The following is a 25129-nucleotide window of genomic DNA, read 5'->3' on the forward strand; positions in this document are numbered from 1 at the left end:
AACGGCGGCCTCCTCCCGGGCGTGGGAGGCCGCCGCGATGGCCGGACGCGCCCGCTCCGCCCCCTCCGCCCGTTGATCCCGGTCAGTCCAGGACGCGTGCGAGGTAGGCGTGCATCATCGCGCGGGTTTCGGCGACGATGCCGGGGTCGCCTGCCGGGTCGTTGCGGAAGGCGAGCTGGATCAGGGCGTCGGTGGCCTCGACCGCGACCAGGACGGCCCGCTCCAGAGTGGCGTCCGGGGTGAGGGCGAGATGGGCGCCGAGCAGCTCGGTGAGGCGTACGGCGACCAGGTGGTTGGGGTCGGAAGCGGGCCCCTCGGACGGTGGCGCGGGCACCCCGAAGTCGACGAGGGCGAAGCCGGGCACGCTCCGCTTCATGACCAGGTACTCGTCCAGCACCGCGTCGACGACCGGGCGCCAGTCCGTGTCCGGGAGGTCCGCGAGCCGCTGCTCGATGCCGTCGGCGTACCGGTCGAGATTGCGGTGGGCCAGGGCGATCGCCATGGCCCGCTTGTTGCCGAAGAACCGGTAGACCGAGCCGATCGGCACGCCGGCCCGCAGGGCCACGGCCCGGGTGCTGAGGTTCTCGTAGCCGGTCTCGTCGAGGAGTTCCGCACAGGCGTCGAGGATCCGGGCGAGGCGGTCGGCGCTGCGCTGCTGGATCGGCGTCCGGCGCAGGGGGTGGGCTGGGGGCACGGGGTCCATCATGCCGCTCCTGGGTTCACGGGTCGGCGGCGGTACCGGTTCGGCCGTGTCAGTTCAGCAGGAGGCTGAGGCCGCCCACCGTGTACGTGATCATCAGCGCGAGCAGCGGCAGTTGCCCGGCGACGGCTTTCGCGGGCGGGAAGAGGCGTACGGAGCGGTCGTGCGCGGCGATCACTCCGAGTACGTGGCCGGTCACGACCGCGATCACCTGGAGGGCGGCGAGAGTCCCGGGACCCAAGGGGGACATGGGTTCGGGGGCGTTGTCAGTGCCCACTGCCATGATTACTGTGCGTGGTCCTTCGGTGACGAGGAGGGAGAAGTAGTGGGCGACGAGATAGCCGAGGGCGATCGGTACGAGTGAGTGCGCGAAGGCGGTCAGCGGGCCGGGGTGCGGGCCGCAGACGAGGCGGGTGACCGCCGCGCAGAGGCAGTAGAGGACGGCGACGAGTGCGATGGCTCCGAGCAGTCCGAGGGTGGCCGCCGCGGTGCGGCCGAGGGGGGAGGTCTGGATCGCGTTGATCCACGAGGGGTTGTCGGAGAAGCCGTCGTAGGCGGTGGATCCGAGCAGGACGCAGACGGTGGCGACGAGTCCGGGCCGCTCGGGCGTCGCGTCGAGTCCGTGGAAGGGGTTACGGAGGACCAGGCGGCCGTCGCTGCGACGGCCGAGGGGGGAGAGCCGGGCGAGGAGGGCGGAGTACGCCTCGAAGGCGTCTCCTTCGGCGAACCAGCCTTCGCCGTAGCGGGCGGCGAACAGGAGCTGGAGGGCGGCGTAGCCGGTCAGGGCGACGAGGAGGGTGGCGGTCGAAGCGGGATCGGGAGAGACGAGTTCGAGCCAGGTGAAGGCGAAGAGGCCGGCGGCGGCCGGCCATTGCCCGAGCCGGGCGGGGAGCGGCCGGTGCGGTCGGGACTCCGGGCTGGAGGGATCCGGCACCGCTGCGAGGTGCGGTGCCGGGGGGCGCGGGCTCCGGGAGGAGGGCGCGGCCGCTACCGCGGCGTCGGTGGCGGTGGCGGTGGCGGTGGCGACCACGGTTGCCGTCCGGGCCGTCCGGAGCCTCCCCGACAGCCGGGCGAGCAGCCGGTGCAGGGTGCGGAGCGGGTTGAGGAGGCGCCAGACGGGACCGAACAGGAGGGAGGCGGGGACCAGTCCGACCCAGAGCAGGACGTAGACGGCGCCGGGTGCGGGGTTGCGGGCGGGGTCGTCGGGGCCGAGGAGGAGGTACAGGAGGACGGCGAGCGCGGCCCCGAGGCCGAGCCCGCGCAGGGCATTGCGGGTGGCCGGCGCGTCGGCCACCCGCTGGAGCCCGGCGGGCAGGGCCAGGCCCGAACGGTCACCGCGGAAGCGGGAGGCGGACCAGAGGAGACCCAGCGCGAGGAAGGAGAGGAAGAGCGCGGTGAAGGCGCCGGCGAAGGCGTAGAACGGCGAGATCGGCAGATCGTGCTGCGATCCGATGCCGTGCGCGAGCACGGTGAGCGGGTCGGCCGGGTGAAGGACCACGCCCTGGCCGGAGCCGCCACCGGGCACCGCGCACGGGAGGCCGCCCTGCGGCCCGCGCACGGTCACCACCGGACCACCGGGACAAGCCTCGGGGCCGGGGTCCGGGCCGGGGCGGGGGTCCGGGCCGGGGCCGGAGCCCCAGCCGGAATCGGGGTTCGGGCCGACGCCGGAGCCCCGGGTGGAGCCGGAGTCCCGGCCGGAATCGGGGTTCGGGCCGACGCCGGAGCCCCAGCCGGAATCGGGGTACGGGCCGAAGCCGGAGTCCCGGGCGGAGTCGGAGTTCCCGCTGGAAGCGGGGGCCGGGCCGAAGCCGGGGGCCCCGGCGGAGCTGCGGAGCCGGGCGGGGCCGGCGTCCCGGTCGGGGGTGCGGGCTCGGGCCGGGTTCGGGGCGGGTTGGGGAGGGGATGTGGTGGGGTCATCGGACGAGGAGCTGGGTCAGGACGAGGTTGGACTCGTGGGTTTCGACCTCGAAGAGGCCCGTACGGTCGGCCAGCAGGATCAGGGTGGCCTCCTGGCCTGCCGGCAGGGCGAGTTCCTTGTCGAAGCCGTGGACGTGGAGGGTGTCCGCGCGGTCGCTGGTGACCCGTAGGGCCACGCGTTCGCCGCGGGTCACCTCCACCCGCCCCGGGGCCGGGGCGACCTTGCCGTCCCGCACGGTGATCGTCACCGTGCGGTCGGCCCGCTCCGCCTCCGGGGTCGCGGAGGGCGGTGCGGCCGGGGTGTGGGTGTGGGTGGACTGGCCGGATGCGGCGGCGAGTTGGAGAGTCGCTTCGACCGGCTTGCCCGCCACCGCCCAGGCCGTGTGGTCGTCCGCGTAGAGGCGGACGGTCAGGTTGTGTGTGCCCTCCGGCACCTGCGCGGCGGGCAGGTGGAACCACGGGCCGTACAGGCGCGCCAGTTTGCGGCCGTCCAGCTCCAGGTGCGCGTGGCCGGCACCCGGGAGGGCGGCGCCGCCGGTGCTGTCGGGGGTGAAGTGGAAGTTCGTCACCGCCAGTTGGAGGTTCCATCCGTCCTCGGAGTCCGGCCGGGCGGTGAGGCGGACTTCCGGCGCGCCCTCGGCCGGGACCTCGCGGAGCCGGTGGCCCGCGCCGTCGTCTGTGGTGAGCAGGGTGCCCGCCTTCCCGGAGGCCTGCTCGTGGGTGGTGCCGGGCTTGTGGTGGGTGGTGGCCCGCCCCCCGCAGCCCGTAGCCGCGCCGCCGGCCAGGAGCAGGGCCAGGGCGAGCAGCGCCGCCGCGCGGCCCGTCCGGCGGGACAAGGGGGACCTGCGCGGGGGCGTGCCGCAGAGGTCGCACCAGGTCCGGCGTTCGGGGCGGTCGCCGCCCGGGTGCCCCGTCACGGCCGGTCTCCCATGTCGGCGCCCCGCTCCGCACCGGCGCCGGTACCGGGGCTGGTGCCGGTGCCGGTGCCGGGGCTGGTGCCGGTGCCGGGGCTGGTGCCGGTGCCGGGGCTGGTGCCGGTGCCGGGGCTGGTGCCGGTGCCGGGGCTGGTGCCGGGGCCGGGGCTGGTGCCGGGGCTGGTGGTGGTGCCGGGGCCGGGGCTCGTGCCCGCGCCGGAGCCGGTGGTGGTGCCGGCGCCGGAGCCGGTGGTGGTGCCGGGGCCGGAGCCGGTGGTGGTGCCGGGGCCGGAGCTGGTGCCGGGGCTGGTGGTGGTGGGGCTGGTGCCAGCCTCGGCTCCCGCTGCGGCCTCCGTGTTGCGGGTCGGGGCCGGGCCTGCCGGGACGGGGACCCGGTCGCCCGCCGGGTCTCCGCCCGGGCCTGCCGGGCGGGCCGGCGTGCCGCCCGGGCGGGCGGCGGCGATGACGGCCCAGAGGACCCAGACCACCGCGACGAGGGACCGGATCCAGGCGGGGCTGAGCGGGATCCAGGGGACCATCAGGACGGCCTTGTCGAAGGCGTCGAGGAGGGTGAGCCCACCAAGCAGCAGGGTCAGGCGGGCCAGCCAGGGCCGGGTGGGGCGCAGGGCGAGTCCGGTGCCGGTCCACCACAGGCCGAGGCAGAGCAGGGCCAGCGCCGGGACGAAGGTGCCGACCAAGGCCATCGTGGAGCCGGCCACGTCCAGGGCCAGGCCCGCGAGGCCGAGCAGGGCCGCCACCCCGGCCGGGCGGGAACCTCGCAGGCGGCGCCACCACAGCAGGCCGCCGACCAGGAGGAGGACCGCCGCGACGGCGAGGGCGAGCTGGGTCTCCACCCGCTGGAGGCCCCGGGAGCCGTACCAGTCGCAGCCGGCCGGGAGTTTGCGCGCCTGCACGCTGTAGTCGGCGCAGACCAGGAGCTGGGCCAGCTTCACCGGTTCACCGGCCAGCCGGGCCGAGGCGCCGGAGACCGCGCCGCGGCGGTCGCCGCACTGCGGGAGCGTGCCCGGGGTGGAGCCGTCCGGGCCCTGCTGCCAGCAGTTGCCCCGGCCCTGGCCGTCCCACCACACGTCCATGCCGTTGGGGCGGGAGGCGCCGGACTTGTCCTTGCCCAGGATGTTGCCGGCGTAACGGTTGTGGTGGGAGGTGTCGGCCTGCTTGGACAGCTCCTCCTCGCCGCGGATGAAGGCGGGCACGGCCGAGAGGAAGAAGCCCGCGCGCTGGTGCCCGTACACCCAGTTGTTCTCGTACAGGTTCCAGTTGCCGCCGGCGGTGATGATGCCGGTGCCCGGGGGCATGGAGATCTGCGGGCAGACGACGCCCTGCTCGTATCCGCGCTCGACGGGCGGTTTGGCGCAGGTGCCGTCCGCGACGTAGTGGTAGTAGTCGGCGTTGTTGTCGTGGATCAGGTTGCGTTCGAAGCGGGCGTGGTTCTGCGGGAGTCCGGGGTGGCCGGGGAAGGCGCTGTCCATCGAGGCGCCGCCCATGTTCTGGTCGAACTCGTTGTCGTGCACGTACACGGAGTCGCCCGCGGTACCGGAGTAGCCGACCATGTTGTGGTGGCTGCGGCAGCCGGTGATCTCGATGGAGTAGCGGGGGACGTCGTAGCCGCGGCCGTCGTTGATGTTCGAGGCGCTGCCGGGGTAGATGCCGGAGTCGCCGTTGCCGTAGGACTCGCAGTTCTTGTACAGGCCGTGGTCGCTGGCGAAGGTCAGGAAGCCGTACTCGTCGTTCCAGCGGGTCAGCACGTCGTCGATGACGAAGCCGTCGCCCGCGAGGACGTAGAGCGAGTTGAAGGTGGTGCGCTGGGCGGTGAAGTTGCGGAAGTAGATGCCGTTGGACTTGTCCGCGCGGATCCCGTTCAGCTTCTGGTACTTGGCGTCGATGACCACGTCCTGGCGGGAGGCCCCGGTGCCTTCGATCTGGAGGTCGGTCTTGCCGAGGATGGCGACGAGGTTCTGGTTGTGGCGGCAGGCCACCTGCTGCTCGTAGGTCAGGATCTGGTAGCCGAGCGAGGAGTTGGGGGCCTTGAGCGAGGCGCACTCCCCGGTGGGCTTGGGGAGCGAGGGCTCCTCCTCGTAGAGGCCGGGGAGGATCGCGATGTTCATTCCCGGGTGGTCCACGGCGTCGACCGCCGCCTGGAGGTCGCGGAAGCCGTTCTTCTCGCAGCGCTCGTAGAGGGCGAGGTTGCGCTGCCTGAGGGCGTCGGGGAAGGCGGATATCCGGCGCTCGAAGGCGGGCCGGTCGGTCTTGCAGACGATCAGGTCGGGCTCGCCCGTGCGGTAGGCGGGTACGGAGCCGGTGCCGTCGGGGAGCTCGACGGGGCGCTCCTCGTGCGCGGTCGCGGCGGGCGCGGCGACGAGGAGTGACAGAAGCGCTAGGAGGGCGGCGAGGAGCGCCGCCGGCACGGCAGGAAACCTGCGGGTCCACGACATGCGCGTGAGAGTAGAGGAATGTTCACCTTTTGGGATCCCCTCGCGCAGGAATGGGCCCCTGGCGGGCCAAGTCGTGACCCGGGCCCGCCCCGGACCCCACTCCGACCGCCGCCCCGGCCATGACCACGACCACCGCTCCGCCTGCCGAGCCAACGCCTCCCCGGGCCCGCCCCACACGCCGCACCGACGCCTCCCCGGGCCCGCCCGACGCCCGCCCAAGCCCATCCGGACCCCACCCGACGCCCGCCTGAGCCCCGCGCAACGCCCGCCCGGGCCGCCCAACGCCTGCCCGTGCCCTGCCCGTGCCCTGCCCGGGCCCTCCCCGGCGCCCGCCCGGGCCCACCCGACGCCCATCCGACGCCCATCCGACGCCCGCCCGCCCCCCACCCGGGCCCATCCGACGCCCACCCGAGCCCGCGCAACGCCCGCCCGGGCCCTGCGCAACGCCCGCCCAGGCCCCACAACGCCTGCCCTGACCCTCCCCGGCGCCCGCCCGGGCCCACCCGACGCCCATCCGACGCCCGCCCGGCCCCCACCCGGGCCCATCCGACGCCCACCCGACACCCGCCCGGGCCCTGCGCAACGCCCGCCCGGGCCGCCTAACACCTGCCCAGACCCTCCCCGGCGCCCACCCGGGCGCATCCGACGCCTGAATGAGCCCATCCGACCCCCGAGCGGGCCCCCCAACGCCCATCCGGCGCCTGCGCGGGCCCCACCCGAGCCCACTCGACGCCCGCCCGACCCCCACCCGGACCCATCCGACCCACTCTCGGGCCCGCCCGGTTCCAGCCGACGCCTGCTCGGGCCCTGACAGACACCCACCCGGGCCCTGCGCAACACCCACCCAGGCGGCCCAACGCCAGCCCGGGCCCTCCGGGCGCCTACCCGGGCCCATCCGACGCCTGCTCGGGCCCTGACAGACACCCGCCCAGGCCCTACACAACGCCCACACAGGCCACCCAACGCCAGCCCGGGCCCTCCCCGGCGCCCGCCCGGTCCCATCCGAGGCCCACCCGAGCCCATCCGACCTCTGCCCGGGCCTACCCGACGCCTGCCCGGGCCCCACCCGAGCCCACCCGACCCCCGCCCAGGCCCCTCCGACGCCCACCCGAGCCCACCCGACACCCGCCCGGGCCCTCCCCGGCACCCGCCCGGACCCTCCCCGGCACCCGCCCGGGCCCACCCGACGTCCGCCAGAGCCTTGCCCGCCCCACCCGAGCCCACCCGACGCCCGCGCCGGGCCCCGCCCGACCGCCACCCGGGCCCCGCCTCGGCCCCACGCCCACCCCGGCCCACCCGCACCCCGACCCTGCCCCACCACGGCCCACCCCGACCCGGCCCCAACCCCTCCCCGCACCGCCTACCGGTCGACTGACCGGAATCCCCCGTTGACGCATGAGCCCAGGAATCCTACTGTCAGGCATAGGATTCCTTCGGCAGACCGGGAGCGTGCAATGAGTGGCGGCAGCGAGCAGGCCAGGAAGACGGCGGAGGGGCTGGAGTACCTCACCGGCTTCGGCAACGAGCACAGCTCGGAGGCCGTGCCCGGGGCGCTGCCGATCGGGCGGAACTCGCCCCAGCGCTCCCCCCTCGGGCTCTACGCGGAGCAGCTCAGCGGCAGCGCGTTCACCGAGCCGCGTGCCCACAACCGCCGCTCCTGGCTCTACCGGATCCGCCCCTCGGCCGCGCACCCGCCCTTCGCCCGGACGGACAACGGCGCCCTGCGCTCCGCGCCCTTCACCGAGGCCCCGGCCGACCCGAACCGGCTCCGCTGGAACCCGCTGCCCGACCCGGCGCCCGGCACGGACTTCCTGGCCGGCCTGTGGACCCTCGGCGGCAACGGCGACGCCACCCAGCGCTCCGGCATGGCCATCCACCTCTACTCCGCCAACGCCTCCATGACCGACCGGGTGTTCAGCGACTCCGACGGCGAGCTGCTGATCGTCCCGGAGCGCGGCGGCCTGCTCCTGCGCACCGAGTTCGGCCTGCTCAGCGCCCGGCCGGGCGAGATGGCGCTGATCCCGCGCGGGGTCCGCTTCCGCGTGGAACTCCAGGACGAGACCGCCCGCGGGTACGTCTGCGAGAACTACGGCCGGCCCTTCGAGCTGCCCGACCTGGGCCCCATCGGCGCCAACGGCCTCGCCGCCGCCCGCGATTTCCGCGCGCCGGTGGCCTCGTACGAGGACGGCGAGCGTCCGACCGAGGTCGTGAACAAGTTCTGCGGCAACCTCTGGACCGCCACCTACGACCACTCCCCGCTCGACGTGGTCGCCTGGCACGGCACGCACGTCCCGTACGTCTACGACCTGCGCAGCTTCAACGTCCTGGGCTCCATCAGCTACGACCACCCCGACCCGTCCATCTTCACGGTGCTGACCTCGCCCTCCGACACGGCGGGCCTGGCGGGCGTGGACTTCGTGGTCTTCGCGCCGCGCTGGCTGGTCGGCGAGGACACCTTCCGTCCGCCGTACTTCCACCGGAACGTGATGAGCGAGTACATGGGGCTCATCGACGGCGCCTACGACGCCAAGGCGGAGGGCTTCGTGCCCGGCGGCGGCTCCCTGCACAACATGATGTCCGCGCACGGCCCCGACCGGGAGACCTTCGACCGGGCGAGCGCCGCCGAGCTGAAGCCGCAGAAGATCGACGACGGCCTGGCCTTCATGTTCGAGACCCGCTGGCCGATCACCGCCACCGCCCAGGCGGCCGGCGCGGACCATCTGCAGAGCGGATACGACGACGTCTGGCAGGGACTCCAGCGCCACTTCCGCGCCTAACATCACGAGCATGCCGCGCGGCGCCGCCGCCGCGCCCACCCCGTCCTACGGAGATCCACCCGTGACCGCCTTCGCCCCCGACTCGCTGGTACTGAACCGGAAACTGCCGCTCTGGTACCAGGTCTCCCAGTCGCTGCGCGCCTCGATACTCGGGCGCACCGCGGACGCCTCGCTGCGCCTGCCCACCGAGGAGCAGCTCGCCGAGCACTACGGGGTGAGCGTGCTGACCATGCGGCAGGCGCTCAAGGAACTGGAGACCGAGGGCCTCATCAGCCGCCACCGGCGGCGCGGGACCTTCATCGAGCCGACGGCGCTGCGCGGGGCGCCGGTCCAGCTGCTCGGCTCGGTCGACGCGATCGTGGCGCAGCAGTCGGGCGACCGTACGACGATCCTCGGGCACGAGCGGACGGCGGTGTCCGGGGAGCTGCTGGAGCACTTCCCGGACACTGCCGAGGTGGTCACGTACCGCAGGCTCCGTCACGACAGCGAGAGCGGCGAGCCGACCAACTGGGCGGAGAACGCGGTGCGTCCGGAGCTCGCCGACTCCATCGACCTGGCGGATCTGGTGCGTTGGCCGATGACCAAGGTGCTGCGGGACATCGTGAAGGTGGACATCAGCCGGATCACCGACACCGTGGAGGCGCGGCTCGCCGACCCGCTCACGGCCGAGCTGCTCCAAGTACCGTTGCTGAGCCCGATCCTGCACTACACGGGCGTCACCTATGACGGCTCCGGCCGGGTGGTCGACGTGGCGCGGATCCGGTACCGCGGGGACCGGTTCTCCTTCACCGTGACCGTCGACGCGCACTGAGGCGGCGCACCCCAGGCGGCTCCCAATCAGCCCTCAGGCGGCCCTCCGGCGGCGCACCCCCAGGCGGCCCCGAGCCGGCGCACGCGCTACTTCTGGTCGTCCTCCGTTCCGCGCTCGCCCTCCGCCTGGGACGGCGTGGTCCGCTGCGTCTGCGCGTGGCGGAGCTTCTTCTGCTTCGCGTCCAGGTCCTCGTCGAGCCGCTCCCCCTCGGCCTGCGACGGGGTCGAGTACTCGTCGTACTGGCTCATGTCCGCCTCCCGGTTCGGTCGCCCGCTTCGGCCCGGCTCCGTCCGGATCCGGGCAGATCCCTACATAGGGAGCCTAACTCTCCGGCCTGGACGCGGCCCGGTCACCGGGTGGCGTCGCTACCATCGGCCGGGTGAGCGCTGACGCATCCCCGCGGGACCCGCTGCTGGACGATCTGATGCCTTGGGCCGTGGGCTCCCTGCGCCTGGGCCGGGCCTGGGTCGCGGCCCCCGATCCGGCGACCCTGCGGGCCCGGTGGGCCGCCTTGGCGGCCGCCGAGGGCCCGGAGCGGGAGCGGTTGTTCCGCCCGACCCGGGCGCGGACCCCGGGTGCCGGGGCGGCGGCGCTGCCGGGTCAGCGCGCGGGTTCCACGGCCCGCTTCGCGGACACTCCCGGGCCGCGCCCCGACCCCGTACGGATCCTGCGCGAGCCCTTCGACGAGCAGTGGCTGCTGCCCGACCAGCGGCTCATCGACCTGGCCCGCCCGGAGCTGTGGCGGGTGCTGGACGAGCACCAGCTGTTCGTCCTGGAGCCCGCCCAGCCGGCGGAGCTGCTGGTCACCGCGTACCTCCCGGCCGGCCGGCTCGGCCGGATCCGCCCGCTGCACCGCCGCCCGGGCGGCGCCGAGCCCAATCTCGCCCCCGGGCTGCAGCACCTGCTCGGTGAGCGGTACGGCACCTGGGTCACCCCCGAGGACGTGCTCTGCTGGATCCTCGCCGCCGGCCGCCCCGGCCCCCGGGGGTACGAGGTCCCCCTCACCGCCGACGCCGCGCGCTGGCGGGCCGGGCTGGAGCTGGGCCACCGGGTGCTCTCCGTCCGGCTGCGCGGGGCCCGCGGCGGCGAGGCGCCCCGGCTGCCCGGCGGGCGCCGGCCGTACGTCCGCTCGGCGCTGCCGGCGTGGCCGCGCGAGCTCTCGTACGACCCGGGGAGCGAGACCCTGACCGTCGGGGGAAGCGGGGGCGGCGAGGGCGGCACCGTGTCGCCCGTACCCGCCGGGGCGTGGGAGTACGAGGTCCAGGGGGGCCGCGTCCTGGAGTCCTGGTTCGCCGCCCGGCTCGCGCACCGGGACCCGGAGGCCGAGGGACTGGACGCGGTGGGCCCGGCGGAGTGGCCGCAGGGCTGGACCTCGGAGCTGCTGGAGCTGGTGACGACCCTGGCGCTGCTGGCCGAACTGGAGCCGGAGCGGGCTGCGTTCGAAGTGGGCCCGGCGCTGGGCGCAGCCGAGCTGCGGGCGGGCGGGGTGCTGCCGGCTCCCGGCTGGGCCCGGCGGCCGGCCTCGGTCCTGGACCACCAGGAGGAGGGGCCGGGCGGGCAGTTCGCGCTGCTCTGAGCCGCTGGGGCGGCCCCGGTGGCGGGTGGCCCCGCGGGGCGGAGTCCCCCTCCCTGCCCTGCCACCGTTGCCCGGGCTCTGCCCGGACCCCGGTCCTTGAACGCCGAACGGGCTGAGAAGGGGTCCCGGGCTGCGCCCGGACCCCCTGAGCCCCCCAGACCCCGCGCCTCAAGCGCCGGACCGCCGAAAGGACACACCCCGGCCGGAACGGCCGGTCCCCGTGTCCGGGCAGGGGTTCCGCGTGACAGTCCGGGGTGGGATCGAGTAGTCAGGGGGCATGGCTACCGAATCGTTCACCGAGCCGCTTCCCCTCGACGGGGTCACCGTCGTCTCCGTCGAGCAGGCCGTCTCCGCGCCCTTCGCCACCCGTCAGCTCGCCGACCTCGGGGCCCGGGTGATCAAGGTCGAGCGGCCCGACGGCGGGGACTTCGCGCGCGGCTACGACACCGCCGCGCACGGACTCGCCTCGCATTTCGTGTGGGCCAACCGGGGGAAGGAGTCCCTCGCGCTCGACCTCAAGGACCCGCGCGGCCGCGAGGTCCTGCACGCGCTCCTCGAAGGGGCCGACGTGTTCGTGCAGAACCTCGCCCAGGGGGCCGCCGCCCGGCTCGGGCTCGACTCGGCCGCGCTGAGCGCCCGCTACCCCCGGCTGGTCGCCGTGGACGTCTCCGGCTACGGCCCCGAAGGCCCGTACGCCCACAAGCGCGCCTACGACATGCTCGTCCAGTGCGAGGCGGGCCTGGTGTCGGTGACCGGCACCCCGGAGCAGCCGGTCAAGGCGGGGATCCCGGCGGCGGACATCGCGGCCGCCATGTACGCCTTCTCCGGCGTGCTCGCCGCCCTGCTGCGGCGCGGGACCACCGGGCGCGGGGGCAGGGTGGAGGTGTCGATGCTCGACGCGCTCGCCGAGTGGATGGGGCATCCGCTGCACCACACCATGCACGGCGGGGAGCAACCGGTGCGGACGGGCCTGGCGCACGCCGTGATCGCCCCCTACGACGCCTACCCGACGGCGGACGGGGACCGGGTGCTGCTGTCGGTGCAGAACGACCGGGAGTGGCGGCGGCTCGCCGAACAGGTGCTGGAGCGGCCGGACTTGGCACAGGACCCGGGGTTCGCGACGAATGCGGCGCGCACCGCGAACCGGGAGAAGACCGACGCGGTGGTGGCCGAAGCGCTGGGCCGGCTCGGCGCGGACGCGGCGATCGGGCGGCTGGAGGAGGCGGGCATCGCCTGCGCGCGGCTGAACTCGGTGGCTCAGCTCGCCGCGCACCCGCAGCTGGAGGCCCGGGACCGCTGGCGGGAGGTGGGCTCACCCGCGGGCCCTTTGCGTGCTCTGCTGCCGCCGATCGTGCTGCCCGGCGGCGCGGCACCGCACATGGGTGCGGTGCCCGCGCTCGGCGAGCACACCGAAGCCCTGCTGCGCGCCCTGGGGATGACGGGCGAACAGATCACGGCGTTGCGCCGGGACGGCGTGGTTCGCTGACTGGACAGGGTTGACCGGGCCGGGAACGGAGCGGCGGCGCTGCGGGAGCGGGACACGCCCCGCAGAGCTGCCGACTACGAACGGCGGCTGCCGAAGAGGGTCCGCCGCAGCCTGCGCAGCGGTGCGAAGAGCGAGACGCGCGCGCTCCGGCTCCGCAGCCGGTGCGTGTGGTCGCGCGAGGTGAGCTCACGCATGAGCAGCGTCGCCTCGGCCGTCTCGCGGTGCGGGACGGCGGGACCGCCGAGCACGGCGAGGTGGCGGTCGAGGCGCGAACTGGTCGCACCGCTCCCGCATGTGATGGCAGGCACGCGAGGCGGCCTGCTGCGCATTGCTATCTGTTCCATGTCTCTCCCCACCCGTACGAGGGCACCCGGCCCACCGGGCAGGGTAACCCTATCGTCCCCACGTCGCGCACGGGTATCCCGGTGGTGTGAATTGCCCGTGTGGCGAGCGGGAGTTGACGATTACTCAGCGGAGTCGATCGCCACTCTCCGTGAAATTCGGCGGGGTTCGGGGGACACGGAACCGCGGCGGCACCGACTGCGTGACTCCTGTCGCGACCGGAGCCACGGCGCACGCTCTGCGCTAACTTGGAGTGATCGTCCGGTAACGCTCTTGGGGGCGCGCGTGAATGAGGCTTTCGGTGACTGAGTCGGCGGCGGACGGGGACGGCGCCGGCGGGAGGGTCATCGCCGGACGGTACCGCCTGCTGGGCCCGCTCGGCCGCGGCGGAATGGGCATGGTGTGGCGGGCCCTGGACGAGGTCCTGGGGCGCGAGGTCGCCATCAAGGAAGTGCGCGCACCCGCCGGGATGGACGAGGCCGAGGTGGCCCGGATGTACCGGCGCCTGGAGCGGGAGGCCTGGGCCGCGGCCCGCGTCTCGCACCGGGGCGTGGTCACCGTCTACGACGTGGCCACCGAGGACGGCCGGCCCTGGATCGTGATGGAGATCGTACGGGGCCTCTCGCTGGCGGAGGTCCTGGAGGGCGACGGGCCGCTCACCCCGCAGCGGACCGCGCACATCGGGGAGCAGGTGCTGGCCGCACTGCGCTCCGCGCACGAGGCGGGGGTGCTGCACCGGGACGTCAAGCCGGGCAACGTGCTGATCGCCAACGACGGCCGGGTGGTGCTCGGCGACTTCGGGATCGCGAGCCTGGAGGGCTCCAGCGCCATCACCATGACGGGCGAGGTCGTCGGATCTCCCGAATTCCTGCCGCCCGAGCGGGCGTTGGGCCGCGAGCCCGGTCCCGCGTCGGACCTGTGGGCGCTCGGGGTGACGCTGTACCTGGCCGTGGAGGGGGTCCCGCCCTTCCACCGGGAGTCCCCGGTGGCCACGCTGCGCGCGGTGGTGGACGAGGACTTCCCGCCGCCGCGGCGGGCCGGACCGCTGGCGCCCGTGCTGGAGGGGCTGCTGGTCAAGGATCCCGAGGAGCGGCTGTCCGCGGCGGAGGCGGCCCGGATGCTGCGCATCGTCGGCGCGGGCGGGACCGTACGGGCCTCCGGCGGGCCGGTGTCGGGTCCCGCGGCGGCTCCGGTGCCGGGCGCCGAAGACCCGACCTCCGTGGCGCACCACGGGTACGGTCTCCCCACTCCGCCGCTGCCTGCGTCCGGGACCGGCACCGGGCAAGGGCGGACGCTTCCCCCCGAGCCCGAACGGAACGCGGCAGGAATGGTGCTGGCCGGCGGGATCGTGGTGCTGCTCGCGGTGGTGGTCCTGCTGGGATGGCTGCTGCTGAAGGGCCGCGACACGGGCGGGGACGGCGGTGACGGACCGACGACCGGCCCGACCGTCACGCAGAGCGCTTCGCCTTCGCCGACCCCCTCGCCGAGCGCGTCCCCCTCGCCCTCGCCGTCACCCTCCGCCTCCCCTTCGGCCACGCCGCCGCCCGGCATCACCCTGTCCGCCGTCCAGGCCGTCCGGGACGGCTACAGCGGCACGTGCCCGGCTCCCGCGGCCAAGGCGCCCGCCTTCACCGCCACCGTGGCGGTGGACCGCACCCCGGCGGTGGTGCAGTACCGGTGGGCCACGCGCAGCGGGCAGACCTCGGGCCCCGGCTGGCAGACCCTGACGTATCCGGCGGGCGGGCCCGGGAGCGTGAAGCTGGACCACACGGAGCTGACGCACTATCCGGACGCGACCTTCGAGGACGCGGTGCGCCTGGAGATCCGGACTCCGTCGGAGGCGGCTTCGGCCTGGCTGGAGTTCTCGGTGACGTGCGAGGAGGAGACCCCGACGGGCGGGGCCTCCTCCCCCGGTCCTTCCGGTGGCACGTCCGGACCGACCGCTTCCCCGTCACCGAACCCGGGGCCCACGGCCAGTCCGTGACGGGTCAGGGCCCAACCGTCGAGCCCTGACCGTCAAGCCCTGGCCGTCAAGCCCTGACCGTCAAGCTCTGACCATCAAGCTCCGACCGTCAACCCCTGTCGGATCAGGCCGCGCCGGTGAAGACCGGCAGGTAGCCGCCGGACTGTCCGGCGGCGGTCGGGTGGTAGGACTCGCCGATGTTCAGCCAGTTGAGGCTGTGCAGCCACTCGCTGCCGGAGCAGATCTCGTGCCCGGTGAAGGCGCCGGCGACCGAGGCGAAGGCGAAGCCGTGGTCGGCGGCGCGTTTGGCGATGGCGGCGTTGAGGTAGTCGGAGGCGCCGTTGATGGCCTTGCGTTCGCCCTCCGACAGCCCGGCCACGCAGGTGCCGTTGAGCTTGTAGAAGCGGGGATAGCCGAGGACGACCACGCGGGCGCCCGGGGAACGGCTGTGGATGGCGTTGTAGACCGTGTCGAGCTGGCCGGGGAGGGTGGAGTCCACGTACGCCTTGGCCTGGTTGACCCGGCTGACGCAGGTGGCTTCGGACTGGAGCACGCAGGTGGTCATGACGTCGGAGAATCCGGCGTCGTTGCCGCCGATGGTGATGCTGACGAGGTCGGTGCCGGCGTTCAGCGGTGTGAGCTGGCCGCTCATCACATCACCCGTACGAGCACCCGAGCAGGCGGCGAAGGAGAAGGTCTGGGGGGCGTGTGCGGCGGCCCAGAGGGCCGGGTAGGCGCGGGGGGTGCGCTTGCAGTTCCCGCTGGCGCTGTCGTAGTTGCCGGCGCCGACGCCGGAGGAATAGGAGTCGCCGAGGGCGACGTAGCCGAAGTCGGCGGCGGCGTTAGCCTGACCGGCTCCGAACAGGGCCGCGCCCGCGGCGAGTAACAGGGCAGAGGCCAAAGCGGCGAAACGAGGCATTCTCATGCTCATGTGTGCGGCTCCTCGTGGGGGGAGTTACTGCGGAGTTACTCCTGAGTCCGTGGTACAAGGAACCGAGGCCCGCTGGAAGTGTCCATGCCAAGAATGTTCGGGGCGGACATGCGTCGCGAATCTTCACCCGCACGGCGTTTGAAGAGGGAATCCCGCCACTCGATCCGGCGAAACACGGGTGCAGGAGGCCAGTTCGTGCCGGATCATGGGCGCCATGCCAGCCAACCCTCAAGACGCACTGCCGATCCGGCTCAACGTCGACGACAGCGACTCCCCGTCGGACGTCGTCGACGCGCTGTTCCTCGGCCGCTTCGCGTCCGGCGAGCAGCCCCACTCGCACAGCGTGTCGATCGACCGGGTCAAGCCGGGCGCGACCCTGCTGCCGTCCGGGGCCGCGGTGTTGCGCTCGGCCCGCGACAGCGACCGCAGCGCGACGCTCGCCGAGGGCGAGGGCTGGACCATGCTCGTCTCCCGCTGGAGCCGGGGCGCGGACGTCACGGTGACGGCGGTCAGTGAGGAACTCGCCGCCGAGGTGCTCGGCGAGGCCACCGAGGACGCGCAGGACGAGCCCGAACCGCAGCCCGAGAACGTGGCGATGGGCTTCTGGTACGTCTCCCCGCGCCGCGGCCCCTACCGCACGACCCGGCAGATCGCGGCCGGCACCTGGGAAGAGGTGCGGCCCAACTACACGGCTCCGGTGGCCGGGGCGATGGACCGGCTGATGAAGGTCACCCCGGACGACATCGCCGGCCGGCTGCTCCTGCTGCACGGCCCTCCGGGCACCGGGAAGACCTCCGCCCTGCGCACGCTCGCCCGGTCCTGGCGGGACTGGTGCCAGGTGGACTGCGTCCTGGACCCCGAGCGGCTGTTCAACGACATCGGCTACCTGATGGACATCGCGATCGGCGAGGACGAGGGCACCGCCAAGAGCCGCTGGCGGCTGCTGCTGCTCGAGGACTGCGACGAGTTGATCCGCGGCGAGGCCCGGCACACCGCCGGGCAGGCGCTGTCACGGCTGCTGAACCTCACCGACGGGCTGCTCGGCCAGGGCCGCAACGTCCTGGTCGGCGTCACCACCAACGAGGACCTGGAGCGGCTCCACCCGGCCGTGGTCCGGCCGGGGCGCTGCCTCGCCCGCATCGAGATCGGCCGGCTGACGCACCGTGAGGCGGTGGACTGGCTCGGCACCGACGAGGGCATCTCCCGCGAGGGGGCGACGCTGGCCGAGCTCTACGCCCTGCGCCGCGGCGCGTCGGGCCCCGCCGCGCTGCTGCCGCCGCAGGGCCAGGACACGGAGGCGGGGATGTACCTGTAGGTGCGGGGCCGCAGGTCGGCGGGGGTCGGCGCCCGGCGGCGAGGACAATGGGGCGCGGCCGAAGGCCCCCACCGGCCGTACGCACCTCCGGGGGACCCACGAACAGGAGAACGCACCGTGCTCGAACCGGCGCAGGAGAATCCCTACCCCGACAGCCACGTCCTCGGAGAGGGACCCGAACCGCACCCGCAGCTCCAGCCGGTGCTCGGCCTCATCGGACGCTGGCACGGCCGGGGCAGCGGCGAGTACCCGACCCTGGAGCACGGGTTCCGGTACGAGCAGGAGATCACTTTCGCCCACGACGGCCGGCCCTTCCTCGTCTACGAGTCCCGCGCGTGGCTGATCGACGACTCCGGCAAGGCCGTGCGCCCGGCGGGCCGGGAGACCGGGTGGTGGCGCATCCTCCCGGACGCCTCGGTCGAGGTCACGCTCGCCCACCCGACGGGCATCGTCGAGACGTACGTCGGCCAGGTCTCCCGTGCGGACGGTGCGGACGGCGCTGACGGTGCGGGCAGCACTGACGGTGCGGTACGCGCTGACGGTGCGGACGGCACGCGGATCGAGATGGCCACCGACACCGTGGGGCTGACCCCGCGGGCCAAGGAGGTCACCGGCATGCGGCGCCGGTACGCGCTCGAGGACGGCGGGCTGACGATCGTGCAGGAGATGGCCGCGGTGGGCCGGCCCATGCAGCACCACCTCCAGGCGCGGCTCTTCCCGCGCAAGGACTGACCGGCAGCGGCATCGCGCGGGGGCGTCGTACCGGCGGTACCGACCCGGCGGAGCGGGCCCCGTCCGGCCCGCCCGGGTGTCAGTCCGCGTACCGCGCGCGCAGCGCGTCCAGCGCCGCCGCGGTCGCCTCGTCGAAGGTCAGTCCCAGCCGCCGCGCCCGCTCCGCGTAGGCCTGCGCGGCGGTGGCCGCCTCCCGGGCGGGCCCGTCCCCCACCGCCGCGACGAACGTGCCGTTGCGGCCGCGCGTCTCGATCACGCCGTCCGACTCCAGCGCCCGGTAGGCCTTCGCGACCGTGTTCGCCGCCAGCCCCAGCTCTTCCGCGAGCCCGCGCACCGTCGGCAGTTTGAACCCGGCGGGCAGTCGGCCCGCCCGTGCCCCGGCGGCGATCTGGGCACGCAGCTGCTCGTACGGGGCGGCGGCGCCCGCCGCGGCGTCGATGCGGATCTTCAGGTGCGGAGAGGTCGAGGTCACGCGGCCGATTGTCCCCCATCCGCCGGGAAATTCGCAGGCGCGGGGCCCCCGCCGGCCCCTACCGTCGCCACGTGATCACAACCATCCGGGACCTGCACCCGAACGACCCGGCCGACGCCGAGAGCGTCGTACGGGTGCGCCGCGCCGCCCTGCCCTTCATGATCAGCACTGCCCGCGGGGTCGCCTTCGAGGTGGCCTCCGCCCACCCCGACAGACGCTTCCGCCTCCTCGTTGCCGAGAACGCCGACGGCCTCGTCGTCGGCACCGCCCAGGTCGGCATCGTCCACGACAGCCCCGAGCCCGGCCAGGGCTTCGTCAACGCCTACGTCGATCCCGCCCACCGCGGGCTCGGCGCCGGAACCGCCCTGCTGGGCGCGGCCGAGGAGCATCTGGGAGCCGAGCGCGCGAAGGACGCGTACGCCTGGGTCCTCGACGAGCCGCCGCACCGCGCGTTCGCGGAGCGGCACGGCTACCGCGCCTCCCGCTCCGCGCACTTCCTGCGCCTCGACCTCACCACGGCCACGCTGCCGCAGCTTCCCGGGACGCTGCCCGACGGGGTCGAGCTGCGCGCCGGCTCGGCCTTCGCCGCCGATCCGCGCCCGCTGTTCGAGGCCGACGCGGCGGGGACGCTGGACGAACCGGGCGATGTTCCGGTGGAGTTCGACGACTACGAGAACTGGCTGCGGAACACCTGGGAGCACCCGTACCTCAACCGGGAGCTCACCACCGTGGTCCTGGTGGACGGCGAGGTGGCGGGCTTCACCGCCGCCCACACCGACGGGGCCGGGCGGTACTCCTCCGCCATGACCGCCACCCTGCGCCCGTTCCGCGGCCGTGGGCTGGCCCGGCTGGCCAAAACCGACTCGCTACTGCGGGCCCGCGCGGCCGGCAGCACCGAGGCGTTCACCGGCAACGACACCGGCAACGCTCCCATGCTCGCCGTCAACGCCCGGTTCGGGTACGAGGTCTGCGCCACGGAGACGCGCTTCACGAAACAGCTGCGAGAACGGGAGACAGCACGATGACCGACCGACTGACCGTCACCCTCACCAAGGCGGGCCGTACGAAGATCCGTTACCCGGCCGAGCTGGTGGCCGACACGGGCACCCGGATCACCGTACGGGCGCCCTGGGCGGCCCCCGGGGTACGGGACTTCGGCTTCGTCCGCTTCGAGCCGGGTGACGTGTTCACCGAGCACTTCTGGCGCGACCGCTGGTACGCGGTCAAGGAGGTGCGGACGAGCGGGGGCGTCCTCAAGGGCTGGTACTGCGACGTGACCCGGCCCGCCGTGGTGGAGGACGGGGTGATCACGGTCGAGGACCTGGACCTGGACCTGTGGGTGTCCGCCGACGGGAGCTCCGTACTGCGGCTGGACGAGGACGAGTTCGCCGCGAGCGGGCTCGCCGGCACCGATCCGGAGGCGGCCGCCGAGGCGGTGCGGGCCCTCGACGCCTTGGAGGCCCAGGCCCGCTCGGCGGCCGGCCTGGCGGCCCTGCCGGCCTGAGCCGGGGCTCCCCGAGGGCTTTCCGGCCGCTTCCTGTGGGCTCGCTTAGTGGCTCCTTAACGGGGCCCTAACGAGCATTCACGCTCCGCTCGCAACGTTCTCCCAGGTGAACGGCATGATGCGCGTTCCCGGTTTGGCTCCTGGGAGCCAAACCGGGAGCCACGACAAGTGGATCATGTTGTCTTAGGAGCGGCGGGAGCCCCGTCCCCCTCCCCCGCGAAGATCTCGTCCATGGCGGAAGCCCCCTCTTCGATCACTGGCCTTAGCTGCTTCCGGTAGACCCGCTCGGTCGTGTTGGTTCCAGCATGGCCAATGACTCGCGCGATGACCTCGATCGCGATGCCGTGGTCCGATAGCAGGGAAACGAAGCTCGTACGAAGCTCCCTCGTGGTCCAGCTCCCCGGGCTCTCGATGCCAGCTTCTCGCAGCAGGCTCCTGAAGTTCCGCCGTACGTTCAGCGCTGTCCGCAGCTCACCCTCCCCCGCGGGGAAGACGAGACCCTCGTCGGACCATGAGCGTCCGGCGCTCTTCGCTTCGGTCCGTTGCCGGTTGAGATGTGCCTCCATCACTGCGGCTACCTGCTTGGGCATGGCCAGGGAACGCCGGCTCCTCTGCGTCTTCGTATCTCCATGGGTGCGCACAGAACGCCAAACATCGACGTGAGGCGTTGTATCGCTGTCGGACGTCAAGTGGACGTGGTTCCAGGTGAGAGGGCGGGTCTCTTCCGGCCGTGTGCCGACGAGCAGCGACATCACCACGTAGGCGTGAATCCAGGTACCCGTCTTGGCCTGGAGAATGGCCTCCGCTTGCTCCAGGGACAGCGACTTGCTGGGTCTTCCCGGCTTCCCTTCGGGGGCAGCGACCAGGTCCGCAACGTTCCTCACGGCCTTCCCTCTACGTTGGGCATGGGTAATCGACCTACGCAGAACCGAGAGAACCAGACGCAAGGACGTCGAAGCGAGGATGGCCGCTCGACCGTCCAGCCATTCATCAACCTCATCGGCTTCGAGCAGCCTCAACTTGGCTGCGCCCAATTCCTCATAGATGTGCGTGGCAGCAAGACTTCGATAGGTGTCGACACTCGAAGGTGTCTTGCCCTTTAGCCCCTGCGTCAGCCAGTCCTCCACGGCTTGCTTCACCGTGTAATTGGCGGGGGCCTTCGCCCCTTTCTCAAGCTCCTTCTTCAACTCGCGCAGCTTCCTACGGACCTCGGTCTTGGTAATCCCCGAGACCTTGGCCCGGTTGCGCTTGCCGGCCGGGGTGTACCCAAGGGAGATCGCGCCGATGTAGCGCTTCTTGGACTCGTCCCAGTAGATGGAGTCCTCGCCGTTTGCTGCCTTACGGACCGGTGCCCGCTCCTCGTTCATCTGGCGCCTTTCGCGCATGAGAGCGGGGCCGCACCGGCGTCGGTGCGGCCCCGCTGTGGGGTCGAGTACTGCTACGCGGCGGCTTCGGCCTCGCGCTTGAGAAGCTCGACGTACTCGTCGACGTACTCGGTGGGCACGAGCCGCCGCCGGCCGGAGCGCACGGTGCGCAGCCGACCGAGTCGGATCTCCTCGTATGCCGTGGAGCGCCCGACGCCGAGCAATTCGGCTGCTTGCTCGACGCTGTGCAGCCGTCTCTCCGGTACGACCATCAGTGCCACGTGAAGTCGTTCCTCTCCAGATACGTCGGGCGACCGGTTGCCCGACCACGCCGGATTCGGGTGGTCGCTGTGTCCGAGCCTGGGATTTCTGCGTCATCGCGTCATCTGCGTCATTTATCGCTCTGACCTGCGGTTTCGCGGTGACACAGCGGGGCGCTGTGTGTCACCGGCTGCGTCACCCGCGTCATCGGGTGTCGGAGGAGGTGACGCAGGTGACGCAGGATGACGCAGCCGTTGGCCGTCTGCGTCACCCCTGTCTTCACAGGTCACAGGCCATTTCGGGGCCCGTGGTGACGCAGATGACGCAGCATCTCTTCTATTAGGAAAGAGGGGGTGGTTTCTGTTGTGGTGCGCTCAGCTCAAGACGAAGAAGGGGCCGCTTCGCGGCACGACCTTTGAGGCGGCGGCAAGCCGCCGGACAAGCAAGAGGAGCACCCCCGGCCACGGCGGGGCGTGCTCCTCTTGCTTGTACGGGTGTGACTTCGGGGCGCGGGTCAGAACGCCGCTTCCTGCATCCCCGGAGGCTCGGGGGCCGGTCGGGTCATGGCGATGTAGCGGGCCGCCTTCGTGCGGCCCCAGTCCACCAGGACGCCGCGTGCGGCGAGGGTGGGCTGCAGGCGCTTGAGGCGGTCGGAGAAGACCTTGCCGGTGGTGGGCCAGCCCTTGGGCAGGGGACGGAAGTCCTCGCCCGCGTAGAGCTGCGTGACGGCGTGCAGCCACTCCGCCGACGTCATCCGGACCTCCTCGCCCGGCACGGCGCCAGCGGCGTACTTGAGGACGGTCTGCGCCATGAGGTCGCCCTCGATCACGTCGTCGTTCAGCTCGTCCAGGCCCGCCCGGTAGGCGTTCAGGGCCCCAAAGCCGCTCGCGGCATCGAGCTGCGCGCAAAGGTGCGCGAAGTCGGCCATACGCAGGTCTGCAGGGATGTCGGCCTCGGCGGCCCGGACCTTGACGGTCAGGTCCAGGAGGGAGCCGAGGATGACCGGCAGCACCTGCGCGTACTCCGCCCACAGCTCCGCCTCGGTCCGCCGAACCCGGGGCCGCACCAATCGGAGCGGCAGGAGGCGTTCGGCGAGGTCGGGGCGGATTACGCCCACGTCGATGCCGGTCAGCAGCAAGGGCCGGCGGTAGCGGGAGCGGTAGACATCACCGTCGCTGAACAGCGCCCGCTTGATGCTCTCGGCCCCGGTCACGATGCAGCACATCAGGTCGGACAGGTCCGGCGGCAGGTGCGAGAGGTTGTCCAGGGCCGTGATCCATCCTGCGGCCACGGCCGTGATCAGGTTCTCCTCGTCCTTCGGGGCCCGGCGCAGGTCACCGGTCATGCCCTCGATGATCCGCATCAGCATGCGGGCCGCGGTGGACTTCCCGGCGCCCTGGGGGCCGGTGAGGAACGGGGCGGGGACCGGTACGGACGGCTCCAGGCAGCCGACAACCCAGGCAATGGCCAGGCACTCGCTCTCGGCGCCGGCGAAGTTGCACAGCCGCAGCAGAGCATCGACCCCCTTCCCGTCCGTATCCCGCTCGGGCAAAGGGAGTTCGCCGGTGAGCTGGGTGCGGCGCCAGCAGAGCTCGCGCGGGTCGGGGGTGCGGATGTCCCAGCCGGTGGGGTGGATGCGGACAGACTTGCCGTCGTCCCGGCCGAGGTCGAGCCAGGTCGCGCCGTCAAATCCCGGGGCAACCCGGATGTGGGTGGCCTGCACGTCCTGACTGAGGGCGAGTGCTTCGATCAAGTCCAACGCCTCCTTGAGCGCGGTGCCGTTGAAGGAGCCGATCCCGTCGTTGTAGAGGCCGACCATGAGTTCCTGCCGGTGGCTTCCGGTCGTGCCCTGGGAGCGGATCGGGCGGGCCACGGGGTGTCCGTTCTTCTGCGCGTAGACGGTGCCTTCGGTGGTGCGGAAGTACCGGAAGTGGTCCTGTGCGTAGTCGGTGATGACCTGGCGTGCGGGGTTCTTCTCCTCGTCGGCCATCACAGCCCGAGCTTCGTGCGGGCGTTGGACCAGGCGTCCTCGCAGTGGCGGGCCGATTCGCCCTTGGCCTGCGCGGCGGTGAACAGGCGCGCGGTGTGGGCTTCAGTCAGGCAGCCGCACCTGCCATGGGCGGACAGCACGGCGAGGAACGTGCGGTACACGGTCGTGTGGATGGCCTCGCGGGCCCCGGTGATGCGCTGCGCGGCCATGGCAATGCCCCGTTCCAAGTAGACGGGCGAGCGGTGCGGGCACTGCCCTGCCCCGGCCGGCATGGCCACGATGACGGGGCGGGCCCGCCTCTCGGTGGATTGCTTCACCACGAGGGCGCGCACGGCGTCCGGGAGCGCGGTCATCGTTCCGGCACCGGGGCCGCGCCAACGGACGTAGGACATCGTCGACTTCACATCGACCCCGGGGCGGACGCCGTTCTTCGACTGCATGGCACCCCGGTAGATCCAGTGCTCGCCCCGCGTCGTCGGGACGACCGTGGTGGCGGGAAGGGTCTGCCGGGCCCAGGCGACGGCTTCGGCGTCGTCCAGGTCCACCACGGTCAGACCGGCACCGCCTGGGTGATAGGCGACGGCCCCGGCCTGACGCCAGGCTCGGGACCAGGCCGGACCGGTGAGAACGTTCGGGTCGGTGGTGGCAGCGCCCCAGGCATGGCAGGGGGCCGGGCACCGGCAGGGGCCGGCGGCCTTCATGTGGGGCCGGTCCCCGCACGCCGAGCGGGTGCAGGCCGTGCAGTTCCCGAACGGCTCCTTCCCCTCCCGCAACGGGAGTACGGGCAGGCCCAGTTCCGTGAGCCACAGTGCGGTCCGCAGGTGACCGGTCGCGATCCTCATGCGGCCACCGCCCCGGACCGGGCACGGGCCAGGAACGCGCTGCCGAGCCACTGGGAGTACGCGGGCGGGATGGCCTCGGTGAGTTCCTCACGGATGTCGGTCCAGTCGATGCCCATTGCGGCCTGCGCCTCGGGCACGGTGGCCTTGCCCCCGCCCTCGCCGTACGCGGCGACGTACGGGCCGTCGCGGTATACGCCGTGGCGCCAGCCCCGTACGTATCCGCGGTGCCTCACGTGTGGCTGCTGCGGGGTGCTCCACCCTCCGAGTTCGAAGTTGCGGTGCCGGAGCACGGAAAGCCCGAACATCTCCCCGCACAGGTAGACATCCTTCCGGACGGGGGCCTTTCCATTGGGCTGCTCGATCACGTACGGGAGCCCCGTGGCGTCCAGCAGTACCCGCAGTTCGGGGATGAGCTGGACGTGGGTGCGGCCCCAGCCCATGGCCCGGTTCGTGCCGACGGTCAGCGCGCACCCGTCCTGGCACGGCGGGGACGCGTGGATGAGCGAGTACGCCGCGATCTCCCCGGACTCGATCAGCGCTGCAAGCACCGCGAGGGCGTCACCCTGCCGGAAGGCGAACGGGTACCGGGCCGATCGATCGATGATGTCGACGCCGGTCACGTCGAATCCGACGCGGTGGTAGCCCATGGCGGCGCCGCCAGCGCAGCAGAACAGATCCAGTAAGGCCGGGCGGTCGTGTGCTCGCCGGATGAGGCTGCTCTGGGTCATGCTGGGGTTCTCCTGTTTCTGTCGAAGGGACGGAGAGCCGGGGCGGTCGCG

General features: G+C 73.0%; 21 protein-coding genes and 1 pseudogene. 9 read left to right on the forward strand and 13 right to left on the reverse strand.

The window, feature by feature from the left end:
• Nucleotides 1-82: 82 nt before the first annotated feature.
• The 4 genes and pseudogenes from ACFYYB_RS25410 to ACFYYB_RS25425 all read right to left on the reverse strand — a co-directional run.
• Entirely contained in the window at nucleotides 83-703 is a 621-nt protein-coding gene (locus ACFYYB_RS25410) for a TetR family transcriptional regulator (RefSeq protein WP_389437899.1), read from the reverse strand.
• A 49-nt stretch (nucleotides 704-752) separates the two neighbouring features.
• On the reverse strand, nucleotides 753-2198 hold the full coding sequence (locus tag ACFYYB_RS25415; protein WP_389437900.1) for a hypothetical protein: 1446 nt from the start codon (nucleotides 2196-2198) through the stop codon (nucleotides 753-755).
• Nucleotides 2199-2613: 415 nt separating this feature from the next.
• Nucleotides 2614-3453, reverse strand: coding sequence for a hypothetical protein (locus tag ACFYYB_RS25420; protein WP_389437901.1), 840 nt, complete (start codon nucleotides 3451-3453; stop codon nucleotides 2614-2616).
• A 476-nt stretch (nucleotides 3454-3929) separates the two neighbouring features.
• Nucleotides 3930-5984: pseudogene (locus tag ACFYYB_RS25425) on the reverse strand (right-handed parallel beta-helix repeat-containing protein); the annotation flags it as partial.
• 1454 nt (nucleotides 5985-7438) lie between these two features.
• On the opposite strand from ACFYYB_RS25425, the gene hmgA reads away from it, so the two are divergent.
• Both hmgA and ACFYYB_RS25435 read left to right on the forward strand, forming a co-directional pair.
• Nucleotides 7439-8761: a homogentisate 1,2-dioxygenase gene (gene hmgA / locus ACFYYB_RS25430; RefSeq protein ID WP_389437679.1), complete on the forward strand. Its 1323-nt coding sequence runs from the start codon at nucleotides 7439-7441 to the stop codon at nucleotides 8759-8761.
• A 10-nt stretch (nucleotides 8762-8771) separates the two neighbouring features.
• Nucleotides 8772-9572 (forward strand): GntR family transcriptional regulator, encoded by an 801-nt coding sequence (locus ACFYYB_RS25435; protein WP_389437683.1) that lies wholly within the window; start codon nucleotides 8772-8774, stop codon nucleotides 9570-9572.
• A gap of 86 nt (nucleotides 9573-9658) precedes the next feature.
• On the opposite strand, the gene ACFYYB_RS25440 is transcribed toward ACFYYB_RS25435, so the two are convergent.
• Nucleotides 9659-9820 (reverse strand): hypothetical protein, encoded by a 162-nt coding sequence (locus ACFYYB_RS25440; protein WP_266876718.1) that lies wholly within the window; start codon nucleotides 9818-9820, stop codon nucleotides 9659-9661.
• Between the two features lie 176 nt (nucleotides 9821-9996).
• Between ACFYYB_RS25440 and ACFYYB_RS25445 the strand changes: the two genes are divergently transcribed.
• Together ACFYYB_RS25445 and ACFYYB_RS25450 are read left to right on the forward strand one after the other, a co-directional pair.
• Nucleotides 9997-11148: a type ISP restriction/modification enzyme gene (locus ACFYYB_RS25445; protein ID WP_389437903.1), complete on the forward strand. Its 1152-nt coding sequence runs from the start codon at nucleotides 9997-9999 to the stop codon at nucleotides 11146-11148.
• A 277-nt stretch (nucleotides 11149-11425) separates the two neighbouring features.
• On the forward strand, nucleotides 11426-12634 hold the full coding sequence (locus tag ACFYYB_RS25450; RefSeq protein WP_389437686.1) for a CaiB/BaiF CoA transferase family protein: 1209 nt from the start codon (nucleotides 11426-11428) through the stop codon (nucleotides 12632-12634).
• Nucleotides 12635-12708: 74 nt separating this feature from the next.
• Here the strand turns inward: ACFYYB_RS25450 and ACFYYB_RS25455 are convergent, their stop codons facing one another.
• A complete protein-coding gene (locus tag ACFYYB_RS25455) occupies nucleotides 12709-12978 on the reverse strand; it encodes a hypothetical protein (RefSeq protein WP_030720225.1) in 270 nt (89 codons plus the stop codon).
• Between the two features lie 287 nt (nucleotides 12979-13265).
• Between ACFYYB_RS25455 and ACFYYB_RS25460 the strand changes: the two genes are divergently transcribed.
• Nucleotides 13266-14960: a serine/threonine-protein kinase gene (locus ACFYYB_RS25460; protein WP_389437687.1), complete on the forward strand. Its 1695-nt coding sequence runs from the start codon at nucleotides 13266-13268 to the stop codon at nucleotides 14958-14960.
• 103 nt (nucleotides 14961-15063) lie between these two features.
• On the opposite strand, the gene ACFYYB_RS25465 is transcribed toward ACFYYB_RS25460, so the two are convergent.
• Nucleotides 15064-15864 (reverse strand): SGNH/GDSL hydrolase family protein, encoded by an 801-nt coding sequence (locus ACFYYB_RS25465; RefSeq protein WP_389437905.1) that lies wholly within the window; start codon nucleotides 15862-15864, stop codon nucleotides 15064-15066.
• 220 nt (nucleotides 15865-16084) lie between these two features.
• Between ACFYYB_RS25465 and ACFYYB_RS25470 the strand changes: the two genes are divergently transcribed.
• A complete protein-coding gene (locus ACFYYB_RS25470; protein WP_389437689.1) occupies nucleotides 16085-17185 on the forward strand; it encodes a DUF5925 domain-containing protein in 1101 nt (366 codons plus the stop codon).
• Between the two features lie 117 nt (nucleotides 17186-17302).
• Nucleotides 17303-17917 carry an FABP family protein gene (locus ACFYYB_RS25475; RefSeq protein WP_389437691.1) on the forward strand — a complete coding sequence of 205 codons (615 nt, stop codon included), beginning with the start codon at nucleotides 17303-17305 and terminating at the stop codon, nucleotides 17915-17917.
• 79 nt (nucleotides 17918-17996) lie between these two features.
• Here ACFYYB_RS25475 and ACFYYB_RS25480 read toward each other — a convergent pair whose 3' ends face one another.
• Nucleotides 17997-18389: a GntR family transcriptional regulator gene (locus tag ACFYYB_RS25480; RefSeq protein WP_389437694.1), complete on the reverse strand. Its 393-nt coding sequence runs from the start codon at nucleotides 18387-18389 to the stop codon at nucleotides 17997-17999.
• 71 nt (nucleotides 18390-18460) lie between these two features.
• Between ACFYYB_RS25480 and ACFYYB_RS25485 the strand changes: the two genes are divergently transcribed.
• Nucleotides 18461-19414 (forward strand): GNAT family N-acetyltransferase, encoded by a 954-nt coding sequence (locus ACFYYB_RS25485; protein ID WP_389437696.1) that lies wholly within the window; start codon nucleotides 18461-18463, stop codon nucleotides 19412-19414.
• On the forward strand, nucleotides 19411-19893 hold the full coding sequence (locus tag ACFYYB_RS25490) for a DUF402 domain-containing protein (RefSeq protein WP_389437697.1): 483 nt from the start codon (nucleotides 19411-19413) through the stop codon (nucleotides 19891-19893). Before ACFYYB_RS25485 ends, ACFYYB_RS25490 begins: the two co-directional genes overlap by 4 nt.
• 173 nt (nucleotides 19894-20066) lie before the next feature.
• Here the strand turns inward: ACFYYB_RS25490 and xerC are convergent, their stop codons facing one another.
• From xerC to ACFYYB_RS25515, 5 genes are all read right to left on the reverse strand, one after another.
• Nucleotides 20067-21260 carry a tyrosine recombinase XerC gene (gene xerC, locus ACFYYB_RS25495; RefSeq protein ID WP_389437698.1) on the reverse strand — a complete coding sequence of 398 codons (1194 nt, stop codon included), beginning with the start codon at nucleotides 21258-21260 and terminating at the stop codon, nucleotides 20067-20069.
• 71 nt (nucleotides 21261-21331) lie between these two features.
• Nucleotides 21332-21529, reverse strand: coding sequence for an excisionase family DNA-binding protein (locus tag ACFYYB_RS25500; protein ID WP_389437907.1), 198 nt, complete (start codon nucleotides 21527-21529; stop codon nucleotides 21332-21334).
• Nucleotides 21530-22032: 503 nt separating this feature from the next.
• The gene (locus tag ACFYYB_RS25505; RefSeq protein WP_389437909.1) at nucleotides 22033-23508 is read right to left on the reverse strand and encodes an ATP-binding protein; all 1476 of its coding nucleotides are present in this window, start codon (nucleotides 23506-23508) and stop codon (nucleotides 22033-22035) included.
• Nucleotides 23508-24350, reverse strand: coding sequence for a bifunctional DNA primase/polymerase (locus ACFYYB_RS25510; RefSeq protein ID WP_389437699.1), 843 nt, complete (start codon nucleotides 24348-24350; stop codon nucleotides 23508-23510). Before ACFYYB_RS25510 ends, ACFYYB_RS25505 begins: the two co-directional genes overlap by 1 nt.
• Nucleotides 24347-25078 (reverse strand): DNA methylase, encoded by a 732-nt coding sequence (locus ACFYYB_RS25515; RefSeq protein ID WP_389437700.1) that lies wholly within the window; start codon nucleotides 25076-25078, stop codon nucleotides 24347-24349. Before ACFYYB_RS25515 ends, ACFYYB_RS25510 begins: the two co-directional genes overlap by 4 nt.
• Nucleotides 25079-25129 lie beyond the last annotated feature (51 nt).

Source organism: Streptomyces sp. NPDC002886, assembly GCF_042888445.1.
Classification (GTDB): domain Bacteria; phylum Actinomycetota; class Actinomycetes; order Streptomycetales; family Streptomycetaceae; genus Streptomyces.

What these genes read in the sequence shown, in the direction of transcription:
- ACFYYB_RS25410 (WP_389437899.1), bottom strand. Translation starts at nt 703, where the DNA reads ATGGACCCCGTGCCCCCAGCCCACCCCCTGCGCCGGACGCCGATCCAG.
- hmgA (WP_389437679.1), top strand. Translation starts at nt 7,439, where the DNA reads ATGAGTGGCGGCAGCGAGCAGGCCAGGAAGACGGCGGAGGGGCTGGAG.
- ACFYYB_RS25435 (WP_389437683.1), top strand. Translation starts at nt 8,772, where the DNA reads ATGCCGCGCGGCGCCGCCGCCGCGCCCACCCCGTCCTACGGAGATCCA.
- ACFYYB_RS25440 (WP_266876718.1), bottom strand. Translation starts at nt 9,820, where the DNA reads ATGAGCCAGTACGACGAGTACTCGACCCCGTCGCAGGCCGAGGGGGAG.
- ACFYYB_RS25445 (WP_389437903.1), top strand. Translation starts at nt 9,997, where the DNA reads ATGCCTTGGGCCGTGGGCTCCCTGCGCCTGGGCCGGGCCTGGGTCGCG.
- ACFYYB_RS25450 (WP_389437686.1), top strand. Translation starts at nt 11,426, where the DNA reads ATGGCTACCGAATCGTTCACCGAGCCGCTTCCCCTCGACGGGGTCACC.
- ACFYYB_RS25455 (WP_030720225.1), bottom strand. Translation starts at nt 12,978, where the DNA reads ATGGAACAGATAGCAATGCGCAGCAGGCCGCCTCGCGTGCCTGCCATC.
- ACFYYB_RS25460 (WP_389437687.1), top strand. Translation starts at nt 13,266, where the DNA reads ATGAGGCTTTCGGTGACTGAGTCGGCGGCGGACGGGGACGGCGCCGGC.
- ACFYYB_RS25465 (WP_389437905.1), bottom strand. Translation starts at nt 15,864, where the DNA reads ATGAGAATGCCTCGTTTCGCCGCTTTGGCCTCTGCCCTGTTACTCGCC.
- ACFYYB_RS25470 (WP_389437689.1), top strand. Translation starts at nt 16,085, where the DNA reads ATGCCAGCCAACCCTCAAGACGCACTGCCGATCCGGCTCAACGTCGAC.
- ACFYYB_RS25490 (WP_389437697.1), top strand. Translation starts at nt 19,411, where the DNA reads ATGACCGACCGACTGACCGTCACCCTCACCAAGGCGGGCCGTACGAAG.
- xerC (WP_389437698.1), bottom strand. Translation starts at nt 21,260, where the DNA reads ATGAACGAGGAGCGGGCACCGGTCCGTAAGGCAGCAAACGGCGAGGAC.
- ACFYYB_RS25500 (WP_389437907.1), bottom strand. Translation starts at nt 21,529, where the DNA reads ATGGTCGTACCGGAGAGACGGCTGCACAGCGTCGAGCAAGCAGCCGAA.
- ACFYYB_RS25505 (WP_389437909.1), bottom strand. Translation starts at nt 23,508, where the DNA reads ATGGCCGACGAGGAGAAGAACCCCGCACGCCAGGTCATCACCGACTAC.
- ACFYYB_RS25510 (WP_389437699.1), bottom strand. Translation starts at nt 24,350, where the DNA reads ATGAGGATCGCGACCGGTCACCTGCGGACCGCACTGTGGCTCACGGAA.
- ACFYYB_RS25515 (WP_389437700.1), bottom strand. Translation starts at nt 25,078, where the DNA reads ATGACCCAGAGCAGCCTCATCCGGCGAGCACACGACCGCCCGGCCTTA.